The organism is Polaribacter sp. Q13 (assembly GCF_016858305.2).
Taxonomy (GTDB): domain Bacteria; phylum Bacteroidota; class Bacteroidia; order Flavobacteriales; family Flavobacteriaceae; genus Polaribacter.
Map to the genome: position 1 here is coordinate 475,519 of NZ_CP074436.1, position 14,146 is coordinate 489,664.

Below are 14,146 nucleotides of genomic sequence, written 5' to 3' on the forward strand. Positions count from 1 at the left end.
GTACTTCTTTTTAAGGAGTATCAGCATTTTTATTTTAAGTAGGTTAGAAAAGACTTATTAATTTGCTTAAAAAATGTTATTTTTATCAAAAAAATAATAGAATTTTTAATTGTAAATGAGGTTTGTAGTCGTTTTATTTTTTATAATAATAGCACCCTTAAAATTATTTGGGCAATCGTCATCTACATTGCCTTTTTTTTCTGGTGATTTGCATTCTTTATGTCAGCAAGTTGAGTCTAATTTAAAGCTAAATGAAAGCGACCCTGTAAGAGGTCAAGTAGTAGATTTTGATAATAATATTGAAAATACGTTTTCAATAAAGAATAAAAGTGAATCTGATATATCTGTTAGTTTTTGGTTCTTGCCAAAACAACTAGAAATGCACTCCGGAACACTTATAGCAGAAAATAACGTTTTTTATTTTAGATATTTATCCAATCGTCAAATTCAGTTCAACCATTATTTAAAAAAGAATATCAATACTGTTGGGGTATTGAGTAATGATGTTTGGCAGCACCTTGGTTTTACGTTATCAAAAAAAGGTAATTTAACCATATATTACAACGGAGACCCCGTGTTAAACGATCGTATTTCTCCCGATTGGTGGAAAGGTGAAAAAAGCAATTTATTTTTGGGTAATGATCGCTATGGAGCAAAACCAGAAGGAAGCATTGATCGATTAAAAATATGGAACCGAGTGCTTTCTAAATCAGATTTTAAAGAAGATTATAGAGCCACTTTACTTCAGTCTAATCTTTATCATAAACTTCAAATATACTTACCATTTAAAGGCGATTTTAAAGATCATTCTTCTAAATCTAATATTTTAGAAGAAAATATAGAAGTCAATTTTATAAAAGATTCTGTTAGAGGACTAGTAGCAAATTTTAGTTCAGAATTTTCAGCTTTAAAATTCAAAAATTTAAAGTTTGGCAATCAAATTACCATAGCTGCATGGGTAAATCCCATCAATAGAAAAGAAATTATGGGAATTGCTGGTAATCAAGATTTTTCTTTTAGATACATGTCTAAAGTAAATAGTTTGTGGTTTACGGTTCCTAATATGTTTAAAGTTATTAGCAAACATCCTAAACTAAAACTCAACAAATGGTTTCATTTGGCGATAACGGTTAATTACAATCATCAAATTAATTATTATATTAATGGAGTTCTTGTAGATCGTAAAAAAATTGGTGATAATACAGGGGAAGATTCCGATTTAGTTATTGGTAATAGTCTTTGGGGCAATGCATTTGAAGGACAAATGAGTCAATTTGCTATTTGGAGTAAAGTGCTTTCTAAAGAGGAAATTAAATCGGTATATGAAGATAAATTAGAGGTAGATAAATTACTTTATAAATCTCAAAAAAGTAGTGGTGTTTATATGGTGTTTCCTATTTTAATTGTGCTGATAGTATTATTACTGGTTTGGTTTGTTCTTAGAAAAAAGAAGAAAGAAAAAATTGAAATTATAGGTAAAGTAATTTCAAAAGAATTTCCTGAGAAGAATGCAATATTCTTATTTGATAATTTTAAGGCTTTAGATAAAAACGGAAAGGATATTTCACAAGAATTTACGCCAACTTTAGTTAGATTGTTTAGCTTGATTTTGTTGTTTCCTAGATTTTTAGAAAGAAATATTAATTCAACGGATTTGTCTGATATTTTATGGGAAACAGATACAATTTCACAACAAAAAAATAATAGAGGGACGAACATGCATCGTTTAAGAAAATTATTAAAATCTTTCGATGGAATTTTATTAAATTATAAAGACAGAAAATGGGTTTTTGAAATTTCTGATGCGTTATTTATTGATAGTGTTTTTTATAATACAGCTGCAATACATACGGTTTTAGAATATCCTTTTAAAAATTTACAACTGAATAAGATTTTAAAAACTAAAAATTTTGATAATCTTATATTGCAATTTAACGAGCAGAATTTAGAGAAATTAAAACTGCAATGTCTCTATGATGTAGAACATAAAAATTGGTGGGGATTAAGAAAATCGGCAAGGCTTTGGTTAAGCATAGACCCTTTGTCTGAATCGGCTTTAAAATATAGAATTACTGCATTACAAAAATTAAACGAAAAACAATTGGCGTTAAGTCACTATAAATCTTTTGTAAAGTATTACAAAGAAACTTTAAATGAAGAATTTTCTATTTCTTTTGAAGATTGTAAAATATAATAGGGTTTAGAAGTAAATTAATTCATTTTACCCCTTTTTTTACCCGGTTTTTTTACCTTTTTTTTAATCACTCTAGTGTTTTATTTGTAGCATCTTTAAGTTAAAGGAATTGTAAGTTGAATAAAAGTTGGTTGTAAACAATTTTATTTGCTTATGTTTTTTAGATGTTAAAAAGTAAATAATTAAACGCCAAAGGCAGAAAAAGTAAAATATGAAATCAATAAAAATTATTTTGTGCATTTTATTTGTTACACTACAAATACAAGCTCAAAAGAAAAAACAAAGTAAACCAAATGTATTATTAATTTATACAGATGATCATAGATATACAGGAGTCCATGCTTTAGTAGGGCAAGATGTAAAAACGCCCAATATAGATAAATTGGCTAATGAGGGTCTTATTTTTACAAATACGTATTTAATGGGGTCGTACAATGGTGGTACTTGCATGCCAAGTAGAGCTCAACTACTTACGGGTAGAAGATTGTTTGATTTAAAAGGTATTGGGCGTGTAATTCCAACGGAACAAGTAGCTATTGGTGAAGCTTTTTTAAATGCAGGTTACAATTCACATGTAATTGGTAAATGGCATCAAGACAATAAGTCTTTAGGGAGAATGTTTAACAGTGGTGCTACCATTATGAGTAGGGGTATTTATTTAACCGACCATTACCGTATGCCCTTGTGGGATTGGCGTGCAGATGGAAAATATACCAAAGACAATGCTGTAATTTATATCTATGATAAAAAAGGAAATATTGTAAAAAGAGGTGTTAAAAAAGGAGAAATTAAAGGTCCTATTAATACTGAAAAAGATGGACCACATACTTCTGAAATTTATGCAAACAATGCGATTGATTACATAGAAAAAAATAAAAAAGAAAAACCATTTTTTATGTATTTGGCTTTTCATGCGCCACATGATCCTCGTCAGGCACCTAAAAAATATAAGGACATGTATCCTGAGGAAAAGATGAAATTGACTCCATCTTATATGGAACAACATCCGTTTGATAACGGACACATGACTACCAGAGATGAATCGTTAGCTGCATGGCCAAGAACACCTGCAATTGCTCGTAAAGAATTGTCTGATTATTATGCAATTATTACGCATTTAGATGCTCAAATAGGACGTGTAATTACATCTTTAAAAAAATCGGGTCAATATGAAAATACAATTATTGTATTGTCTGGAGATAGCGGATTGGCCGTTGGTAACCATGGATTAATGGGGAAACAAAATGTGTATGATGAAGATGGAATTCATGTTCCTTTTATTATTTCAGGAAAAATTAAAGGAGAAGGAAGAAGAATAGATGCATTTAGTTATATCCATGATATTTACCCAACTATTTGTGATGTTGCGAATGTAAAAATTCCTGAATCTGTAACCGGTAAAAGTTTGTTACCTGTAATTAATGGCGATAAAAAACAAGTAAGAGATTATACGTATCATGCATATAGACAACATCAAAGAGCGTATAGAAAAGGCGAGTATAAATTAATTGAATTTGTAAGAGCACCAGATATAGATAAACATTCTAAGGTAGAATTTATATCAGGATCTAGAACTACGCTACTTTTTAATTTTAAAAAAGATCCTTGGGAAACTACAAACTTGGCTTTTTTACCTGAGTATAAAGAAACTTTGGATAACATGAGAAAAGAAATGCGAGAAAAATCAATTGAGTTAAATGATTACAAAGAGCGTAATGAGTATCCCGTTGATTTTTGGGATTATTATACAGATTAAAGATAGTATAATGTACTTGTCAAAATTGTCAGGTAACAGATTTTTTAATTAGTTTTTGCTGCTTCCGCCGTAGTTGTTCTTTTGAAAAAAAAATAACTTCGGCGGAAACGTTTCCGAAAGAAATTGATGCATTGGTATCGTTTCCGAAACATTTTTTCTGAATAAAAAATAATCGTTTTAGTAAAATGATTAAATTGTACTTCAGATTGAAAAAGAAGAACAATCAGAGGTCATTTTTATTAGTTCTAATTATCTATTATCATGAAAAAAAATATACAAGTAAGTTCGTTAGTATTTGTTTTCTTATTTGGGATTCAAATAAATTTTGCTCAAAAAAGGAAAAAAGGATTTGTACAAAAGCCAAATGTAATTATCATCAATGTAGATGATATGGGCTACGGCGATTTAGCCAGTTACGGGAATAAATTATGGGATACGCCAAATATAGATCGTTTGGTAAAAACAGGAGTTAGAATGACCGATGGTTATGTAACAGCGCCAGTTTGTGGTCCAAGTCGTCATGGTTTAATATTGGGCATGTATCAACAAAGGTTGGGGTTTCAATGGAATCATGATAGTCGTAAGCTAGGTGATGGATCAAGTCCACAAGTAGTTCCAGATTCTCAAAAGCAAATTAACGAAGCCTTTTCTGCAGCAGGTTATGTTACTGCAATGGCCGGTAAATATCATATGCAAGGGTATCCAAATACTAAGTTTGACCATAATTATTCAATTACTACAACAGGAGCACATTATTTTCCAGATGCAACAGGTAAATATGCAGGTGTAGATGATTTGGATGGAAAAAAATCAAAACCTAAAAAAGGATGGATTCCTAGAATGTGGGGTCCAGAAAGAGAAGGTGATGAGTATTTAACCGATCGTGTTGGTAGACAGTGTATAGAGTTTATGGATGAAAATAAAGAAAAACCATTCTTTTTCTATTTAGCTTTTAATGCGGTACATTCTCCTTTTCATGCAAAAAAATCTCATTTACCAAAGGTGAAGCATATTAAATCTGAAATGATGAAGTTGTATGCCGCAATGTCAATTTCTATTGATGAAAATGTTGGTAAAATATTAGATTATTTAGAGAAAGAAAATTTAAGAGAAAACACAATTGTGGTTTTTTTAAGTGATAACGGTCCTGCAAATGTAGTACACCTTTCTCTTAAAGATTGGTGGCCAAAAGATTCGCCATACCATTTAATGGGGCAACGAGCAGGATTGTCTGGCTATAAAGGTATTTTTAGAGAGGCAGGAATTAGAGTTCCTTATATTATTAGTTGGCCTTCACAATTGCCACAAAATGAAGTATTTGAAAAATCAGTAAGTACTTTAGATATTTACCCAACTTTATGTGCAGCAGCAGATGTTAAAATCCCCAATGAAACTATTATTGACGGCGTTAATTTGTTGCCTTGGTTAAGAGGTGATTATCAGGAAGACCCGCATAAAGCCTTGTTCTGGTATGCCAATAGAATGGGCGCAGTGCGAATAGGAGATTGGAAACTCATGTTAGAAGATAACAAGCCATATCTATTCAATTTGAAAAATGATATTGGAGAAACAACAAATTTGGTAAAGAAAGAACCTTTAAAACTTAAAGAATTATATAATGCATATATAGGTTTTAGAAATGAAATGCCACCAGCTCTTAATCCTGGAGCGAGACCGATTGATATTCCTTCTCCTGATGTGTTAGGAATTCCTATTATTGAAGGGAATTAATAATTGGGTTATTTAAAAAAAACACACAGAATATTTAAGATAATGATGCAGAAAGAAACAATTATGAGAACAAAATATTTACTATTACTATTATGTAGTCTTTCGATGGGGACTTTAATTTCGCAGGAAAAAGTTAATTTTTCTGATATGGATACTAAAAAAAATGATTCAGATAAATCTGTGGTTTGGAAACAATTTGGTCCGGGAGGATCAGGGAATAACTATTTTATTTACTGGCATCCAACAGATCCAAATGTAGTTTTCCAAGGGCCTAATATGGGGAATTCATATGCTTCTTATGATAAAGGAAATACGTATCTGGGAATTATGGATGCTGATGGACCAGGATATAGTTCACGAGGTAGAGGACCTGTAGAAATATATTCTCCTGAGTTTTCACATCAAGATCCTGATTTTGGAATTTGTGCAATGGAAGATGCAAACTTTATTTATTTTACTAACAATAGAGGTAAGGATTGGGTACGAAATGATAAAGTGGCTAAGCAATTTAAAGATAATCATATCAATACTTTTGAAGTAGATCCTAACGATGATACTATTTGGTATGCAGGAACGGGAGATGTAAGAAGTAGTAATAATTACTTTTTCTCACATGAAGCTCCTCACGGATATAGTTCTTCTAAAATAAGTTCTAAATCGTTAAAAAAGAGAGTTGCTTCGATGAAGAAGTACAAGCATGATGCGAGAATTTGGAAGAGTACAGATAAAGGAACTACTTGGTGTGATATTTCTCCGAAAGGAATAAACTCAGCAAATCAAATTACCAAAATATTTGTACACCCAGGTAATTCTAAAGTTGTGTTTGCTGGAACAACTTATGGCTTTTATAAAAGTGAAAACGGAGGAAAAAAATGGAAACTAATTACCGATTCTGGTTTAGATAATAATATTATCCGCTCTATGGATATGCATTACGATGTAAAAACTAAAAAAGTTACTTTGTTTGCTGTTGATTTGGTCAAATTTATTCCAAATGGAAAGAGCATTAAATACAACGGAGGTATATTTAAAAGTAAAGACGAAGGAGATAGTTGGGAAAGAATGAATAACAACATGCCTCTAAAAAAGGATATGTTAAGCAGTAGTCTTATTAAAAAATCATACTACAAATATGCATTAGCTCCTTGGTTTGGAATATCAGAAAAAGAAGCTAGAAAAAAATATCCTGAGTTGCCAGAGCAAATGTTACACTCTGTAAGTATGATTCGTGTAAATCCAAAAAATGTCAATCATATTTTAGTAGTTAATAATTACAAATCACAGTTTACTTTTTATGGAGGAATGCTTTGGAGATCTGATAATGGAGGAGAAAACTGGAATGTAACTTTGCGTAACGGTAAAAACTGGGAAGGGGCTGATAAGAAAAAATGGGAAACTAGAAATAATCCTACTTCTCATAATGTAAGTTGGATTGCACAAAAAGAATGGGAAAAAAGAGATGCCTATGATAGAAAAGCAGGTGCTTGTGTAGAGTTCAATGCCGATGGAACTACGATTATGTATCAGGTAGCAAAAGTTGTTTGTGTATCAAATGATAACGGAGATACATGGCAAGAAAATGACGAACAAAGAACAACTAAAGATGGAGATAACTGGGTTGGTGCTGGTAATAGTAACCTTCCTGGAGAAGAAATAGTACAAGACAAACGCATAAAAGACTCTTTCTATTTATGTTCAGGAGAGAATTCACTTTTAAGAACAACGAACGATGGAGAAAATGTTCGTCCCGGAGCTTTAGCTGTTTATAAAATGAAGATTCCTAATGAGGAAAGTGCCGTAGAATGTTCTACAAGTTCTATGGCTGTCGATCCAAAGGATACAAATATTTTATATACCCTTCACTATAGAGAAGCGTATGCAGGGAAGATGATGACGTCTATTGATCATGGAAAAAATTGGGTTCCTAAAGCAACACTATTTGATCCAAAAGAATTAGGGAATTCAGTTCATATAAGCATTAAAATGAATCACTTAAGAATTGATCCAGACTATCCTAATCGTTTTTATTTGGTGATTGCTAAAGACAGAATAAATGATGATGGTAAGAATTCAGCTGGAACATTTAAAGAATTTGGAGTGTATAGGTCTTTAGATGGTGGAAATAACTTTGAAATTATAAATAAGGGACTGCCTCTGAAAGGAAATGTTCAAAAATTAGAATTAGATCCAAATAATAAAGGAGTTGTTTATGTTGCAGTAAATGGAACAAAACAAAACAAAGGAGGTCTTTTTATGTTGAAAGATGGAAGTGATACTTGGGAAAAGGCTGATTCTCCTAAAGGAATGTATAGTGTAAATGATTTTTACTTTTCTCCCGATAAAACGATGTATGTTTCTGGAGGAACATGGAAAGGTAAAACGAATGAAGGTGGAGTTTGGTCGTCAGATAAAGCAAACAAATGGAAACAAGTTTTTCCATACCGTTTTACAAATAACATAAGAGTAGCAGAGTATGATTCGAGTGTTTTGTTAGTTTCTATTCCTTCACGTAAAGCAAGTGGTATTTTAAATCCAGGAGTTTATAGGTCTTTAAATAAAGGGGTTACGTGGACAAAAATAAATATGGGAAATATTCAATCAGATAGATTGAATGATTTGGAGATAGATTATACTAAAAGAGGTGTTTATTATTGTTCTACGTACGGAGCAGGATATTATAAAGCTGTAGATCCAAAAGAAGTAGCAAAAAAGAAATAGCGTTTACAGAACCCTTATTGTTTTTAGGAATGAAGGGGGTATGAAGAATTCTAAAATAATTTACATGAGAATAGCTAGAATATTTATTGTATTAGCGCTTGTATCACAGGTTTTAAGCTCGCAATCAATTCAGTTAACGAAAACAACGATTGAGCAAGTTATAAAAGAAATGACTGTAGAGGAAAAAGCAGATCTTGTTGTTGGAAATAGAGGAATTCCTCGTTTTGGAATTCCTAAGACTAAAGTTTGTGATGGACCGGCAGGTGTAAAGTCAAAGCCAAACCGCAAGGGAGTAAGAGAGTTTTATACTTCTTGGTTTCCATCTGGAACCAATATAGCATGTTCTTGGAATCTAGAGTTGGCAGAGCAAGTTGGTGCTGCTATGGGGAAAGAAGCTTTTGTTTTAAATGATCGTGATGTATTATTGGCACCAGGTTTAAATATTCATAGAAATCCATTATGTGGAAGGAATTTTGAATACTACTCTGAAGATCCTTTATTGAGTGGAAAATTGGCAGGAGCATCAGTAAGAGGTATTGAAACGGTTGGTATTGGAACTTCTATCAAGCATTTTGCAGCAAATAATCAAGAGACTTTTAGAACAAAAAATGACTCTAGAATGAGTCAAAGAGCTCTAAGAGAAATTTATCTAAAAGGATTTAAAATTGCGATTGACGAATCGAATCCAATGACCGTTATGGCTTCTTATAATGCTTTAAATGGCGAATTAACTCAAGAAAGTAAAGCGTTGTTAATTGATGTGTTGAGAAAAGATTGGGGTTATGAAGGTTTGGTTGTAAGCGATTGGACTAAAAAAAGGAATACTGTTTTACAAATGCAAGCAGGATGTAATTTATTGATGCCAGGGTATAAAGATCAAAGAGCTGAACTTATTGAAGTTGTGAATAGTGGTGAGTTGTCTATGGAAGATTTAGACTATAACGTTAGAAAATTGTTAGAGTTTAAAATGAAAACACCAGCATATAAAAAAATAAAATCTTCTGGAGATTTAGATATTTCAAAGCATGCTCAATTTATACGTGATATTTCAGGAGAATGTATGGTGCTTTTAAAAAACGAAAATAAGGCTTTGCCTTTTTCTAAGAAGATTCATAAAATAGCATTGTTAGGAGCTTCTAGTTACGAATTAGTTGGAGGTGGAAATGGTTCTGGTTTTGTATTTGCAAAACATGTTGTTGAGTTAGATGAGGCTTTGGAAAGTGAAGGCTATGTTTTGAATAAAACATTAGATAACTTATATAAAGAACATTTTGTTGTAGAAAATGAAAGAAGACCGAAGCGTAGTGGAGGAGCGACAAAAAATGGTAGTGGAAAAATAGAGCCGCCAAGAGAATTACAGATTTCAGATAGTAAACTAAAAAAAGAATTAAAGAAAAGTGATGCGGTAGTCATAACAATTTCTAGAACGTCAATAGAAGCGACAGATAGAGGTTTGGCCCTTTATAAATTAAATGAAGAAGAACTTAGGCTGATTAGTTTTACGTCAAAAGTATGTCGTTCAAAAGGGAAAAAAGTAATTGTTGTATTGAATGTTACAGGAGCCGTAGAAACAGCAAATTGGAAACATTTAGCAGATGGTATAATAATGGCTTTTACGCCAGGGCAAGAAGTGGGTTATGCTATTACTGATGTTTTATCTGGGAAATCTAATCCCTCGGGTAAATTGCCAATGACCTTGGCAAATGATTATTCAGATCATCTTTCATCCAAAAATTTTCCGATTATCGATCCCGAGTACTATGTGGCTCCAGTTATTATAGAAGCTGGTGGTACTTCTGAACCAGTTACTACTTCAAAGAAGAAGGTAGAAAGAAATAATAAGAAAATTAAAAATTATCAATACACAAATTATGAAGAAGACATTTGGGTAGGATATCGATATTTTAATACTGCAAATAAAATGGTGTCTTATCCTTTTGGTTTTGGTTTGTCGTATACAACATTTGAATATGGAAATCCAAGTATTAAAAAAGTAGGAGATACTTGGGAAGCCAAAATAGAAATTACAAATACGGGGAATGTAGCAGGTAAAGAAATTGTTCAACTTTATATAAAAGCAGCAGCTGGTGATATAGAAAAACCGAATAAGGAATTGAAAGCATTTGGAAAAACAAAGATATTAGAGCCTGGCGCAAAAGAAATAGTAACAATGAGTTTTGATGCTGAGGATTTAGCCTCTTTTAATGAAAAATCATCTTCTTGGATTACAGACAAAGGAGTTTACACAGCTTATTTCTCTGAGAATATTGAAAAATGTAATCAAAAAATTGATTTCAGAGTTCGTAAGAAGTACAAGAAAAAAGTGAGTAATGTATTGGAGTGTCCAAGCGAATTAAAGATATATACTAAAAGTGATTTTTAGTGTTGTGATTATTTGTATATAAATATTTAAATTAATTATAATGGTTAAGTTTTTTATAAATAGTATACTGCTTTGTGTGGTTTCGTTTTTGGGTAATGCTCAAAATGAAGTGCTTTTTAGTAGTGGTTTTGAAGTTGAAGTAGCCAATGAATGGGATGCACTAAATTCTGGAGGTTTACCTACTTTTGAGCGTAATTCTGTGGCTAAGAATAATGAGGATTATGGATTTCAGATGGTTTTTGATAATCTTTCTCAAAAAGGAAATTTAAATACAACAAAGACGATTAATTGGGAGAACGGTGAGAAATATCAAATCTCGTTTTATTATAAGTCGGTGACTCCAGGAGAAATAACCTCTGTAATTTTTAAAGCTTTAAAAAATGATGGAAGTCGATTGTCTCAGTCTACTATTTCATTGTCAAGTACTGTTTGGAAAAAACATAGTATAGAATTAATTGTAGAGGAAAATGCTTCAGACGGCTTTGTTTTGTTTTCTATTCGTCCTTCCACTAGTGGATTGGGAGAAGTCTATTTTGATGATTTTTTAATAGAAAAAGTAGTCGATTCCTCTGGGTTTTATGAAGATTTAAAAACAAAAAATGTTGCTTCAGATGAAAGTATTGTTTGGCAACAATTTGGGCCGGGGATGAGTGGAAATAATAAGTCGGCTCATTGGCATCCTACAGATCCGAATACCTTATTTATTGGACCTAATATGGGCAATTCTTATCGCAGTACAGATAAAGGTTTGACGTATCAAACGATTTTAAATGAAGATGAAGCAGGTTATAAAACGGGATTAAGAGGACCAGAAGATACAATGTCGGTTGATTTTTCACACCAGTCACCTGATTATGGTTTTTGTACGGGAGAGCGAAATAAAGGAATTTTCCAAACCTTTGATAAAGGAAAAACTTGGCAAAGGCAATTGGCAAGTCAATCTGTGTTTGATGAAGCTTATTTGGCTTGTGTAAAAGTAGACCCTAAGGATGATAATATTTGGTATGTTGGTGCAGGTCAAATGCGTAATATGGGTCAGTTGAGTTTTTCTCAGGCGGAGCCACACGGTACTTATATTGATGCAAACAGTCAGGCTAAAATTTGGAAAAGTATAGATAAAGGAGAAACATGGGTATTAAAAAATAACGGATTGCATGCAAATGCTGAGGTTGAGTCCATTATTGTAGATCCTATTTCTACTAATATTATTTATGTAAGCACTAATTATGGATTTTACAAAAGTATAGATAGCGGTGAAACTTGGATTCAGAAATCAAATGGACTAGATCATGATGTGATGCGTTCATTAGTAATGCATCATGATAAAGATACCGAAGCTGTTACACTATTTCTTTTGGTAAATGTAGAATGGCAAGCCGATGGTAACTCTGTTAAAAATTTATCTGGTGGTGTTTTTAAAAGTGTTGATAATGGAGAAACATGGACAAATATTAACGGAAATTTATCTGTCGACATGAATGTTTTATGTAGCGATTTTCAGGTTAGTAAACAATATTACAGAAATATAGCACACTTTTTTGGGATTACAGAAGAGCAAGCCAATGTAACTTATCCTGTTATTCCTTCAAATATTTTAAACCGATTTAATCAAATAGAAGTGGATCCTAATGATGTCAATAATATTTATTTAGCAAATGAATATTCTAATGCTTCGGAAATTAACATGAAGCCAGGTTCTTTATTTAGAAGTAAAGACGGAGGAAATACTTGGTATGTCACCTTTAGAATTGGTTCTAATTGGAGTACTGGGGACCACATATCATATTGGCAAAATAGAGGGACTCCATTAGGTGTTAATGTTACGTTACAATATTTAAAGGATTGGATAGAACGAGCAACTTATGATCCTAAGGGTTGTAATTTTGTTCGATTCAATGCGGATGGTTCTGTTTTACATACACAATTAGCTAAAATATCTTTAATGTCTTATGACGGAGGAGATACTTGGGTAGATATTGATGATCAAGAAGTAGGAACAGATACAGGTGTATTTGTTGGAGCTGGAAACAGTAATGTACCTGGTCATGGTCTTTATCAGCATTTGGGAGTTCCTAATAAAGTTTTTTGTTCTGCAGGAGAAAATGGTTTATGGATTACTCAAGAGGGGGGAGATGCTATTCGAGAAGGAGCACAAGCAGCAAAACCTATTTACGTAGTGCCTGGCAAGGAGCAATCTGTGAGTTGTTATGCGATTCATCCAACAGATACGAATATTCATTATTCCATGTTTTCTAGACAACACGGAAGAGGAGAGTTGTTTAAATCTATAGACAATGGAGTTTCTTGGGAATCATATGCAGTAGCTATTGAACCTTGGGAAAAGGCAAGTAATGGAGATCAGGCTGTTCATCAACTGAATTTAATGATAGATAAGGAGAATCCTGATAATATGTATTTTAATGTGCCTAGATTAACTAAAGATTTAGAATTTACAGGAAATACAGTTACGGGTTTTGGTGTTCATAAATCTACAGATGGAGGCTTGACTTGGGCAGAAACCAATAACGGTTTGCCAGCATCTTTAGATGTTACGATGATTGCTTTTGATCCAAATGATACACAAACCTTATATGCAACAGTTCAAAAAACAAATGGAGGGTTGTATAAATCTATAGATGGAGGGGTAAATTGGGTTGAGGTTACTTCTGCTTCAACTATAGCTGGAACATATGGTATCAATGATATTCATTTTTCTAACGATGGGAAAGTTTATATTACTTCTGGTCATAGAAATGCAACTGAAGGAGGTTTGTGGGTTAGTAATGATGGTATGTTGACTTGGGAGATGGTTTTTGATTTTCCGTGGGTTAATCGTATTGAAACGGCGCATTGGAATCCGGATGTGATTTTACTATCTACTTTAGCAAACAATACTATAAGCACATTAAATTCTGGTATTTACTTGTCTAAAAACGGAGGCTCAAGTTGGATAAAAGTTAATAAAGGAAGTGGACAGTCAGATAGGGTTAATGATATTGCGATTGACAATTACACTCCAGGGAAATACTATATATCAACACGCGGTAGTGGTTGGTCAGTTGCTGTTGACCCGAATGAAACACAGCCACCTTTAAGTATTAAGAAAGTTCATATAGCAGAAGCGATAAATGTGTATCCAAATCCGGTTAAAGATACTTTTACAATAGCTGGTGTTGATGGAAAAATAAGTTTGGAAATTTATTCATTTGGAGGAAATCGTGTGTTCAATCGTAAAGATACAGAACTTAGACAGTTTGATATTTCTACATTAACAAGTGGATTATATGTGTATAAAATATTTGATTTTTCTAGTCAGAAAGTAAGGGTTGGTAAGTTTATAAAAGAGTGATTTATCTGTGTTGTA

Annotated in this window: 6 protein-coding genes; all 6 read left to right on the plus strand. The window is 32.5% G+C overall.

The genetic code is table 11. The annotated features are described in order from the left end of the window. Window positions 1-115: 115 nt before the first annotated feature. The 6 genes from JOP69_RS01900 to JOP69_RS01925 all read left to right on the plus strand — a co-directional run bounded on the left by JOP69_RS01900 (window position 116) and on the right by JOP69_RS01925 (window position 14,131). The gene (locus JOP69_RS01900) at window positions 116-2,194 is read left to right on the plus strand and encodes a LamG domain-containing protein (RefSeq protein WP_203393127.1); all 2,079 of its coding nucleotides are present in this window, start codon (window positions 116-118) and stop codon (window positions 2,192-2,194) included. Between the two features lie 211 nt (window positions 2,195-2,405). Continuing rightward, window positions 2,406-3,950, plus strand: a complete 1,545-nt coding sequence (locus JOP69_RS01905) for a sulfatase-like hydrolase/transferase (RefSeq protein ID WP_203393126.1) — start codon at window positions 2,406-2,408, stop codon at window positions 3,948-3,950. A gap of 261 nt (window positions 3,951-4,211) precedes the next feature. Then, a complete protein-coding gene (locus JOP69_RS01910) occupies window positions 4,212-5,681 on the plus strand; it encodes a sulfatase-like hydrolase/transferase (RefSeq protein ID WP_203393125.1) in 1,470 nt (489 codons plus the stop codon). Window positions 5,682-5,828: 147 nt separating this feature from the next. Beyond that, complete coding sequence (locus JOP69_RS01915; RefSeq protein WP_203393124.1) at window positions 5,829-8,399, plus strand: hypothetical protein; 2,571 nt, start codon at window positions 5,829-5,831, stop codon at window positions 8,397-8,399. Between the two features lie 64 nt (window positions 8,400-8,463). Then, on the plus strand, window positions 8,464-10,782 hold the full coding sequence (locus JOP69_RS01920; RefSeq protein WP_203393123.1) for a glycoside hydrolase family 3 protein: 2,319 nt from the start codon (window positions 8,464-8,466) through the stop codon (window positions 10,780-10,782). A 40-nt stretch (window positions 10,783-10,822) separates the two neighbouring features. Continuing rightward, window positions 10,823-14,131, plus strand: coding sequence for a T9SS type A sorting domain-containing protein (locus tag JOP69_RS01925; RefSeq protein WP_203393122.1), 3,309 nt, complete (start codon window positions 10,823-10,825; stop codon window positions 14,129-14,131). Window positions 14,132-14,146: the final 15 nt, after the last annotated feature.

What these genes read in the sequence shown, in the direction of transcription:
- JOP69_RS01900 (WP_203393127.1), top strand. Translation starts at nt 116, where the DNA reads ATGAGGTTTGTAGTCGTTTTATTTTTTATAATAATAGCACCCTTAAAA.
- JOP69_RS01910 (WP_203393125.1), top strand. Translation starts at nt 4,212, where the DNA reads ATGAAAAAAAATATACAAGTAAGTTCGTTAGTATTTGTTTTCTTATTT.
- JOP69_RS01920 (WP_203393123.1), top strand. Translation starts at nt 8,464, where the DNA reads ATGAGAATAGCTAGAATATTTATTGTATTAGCGCTTGTATCACAGGTT.
- JOP69_RS01925 (WP_203393122.1), top strand. Translation starts at nt 10,823, where the DNA reads ATGGTTAAGTTTTTTATAAATAGTATACTGCTTTGTGTGGTTTCGTTT.
- JOP69_RS01915 (WP_203393124.1), top strand. Translation starts at nt 5,829, where the DNA reads ATGGATACTAAAAAAAATGATTCAGATAAATCTGTGGTTTGGAAACAA.
- JOP69_RS01905 (WP_203393126.1), top strand. Translation starts at nt 2,406, where the DNA reads ATGAAATCAATAAAAATTATTTTGTGCATTTTATTTGTTACACTACAA.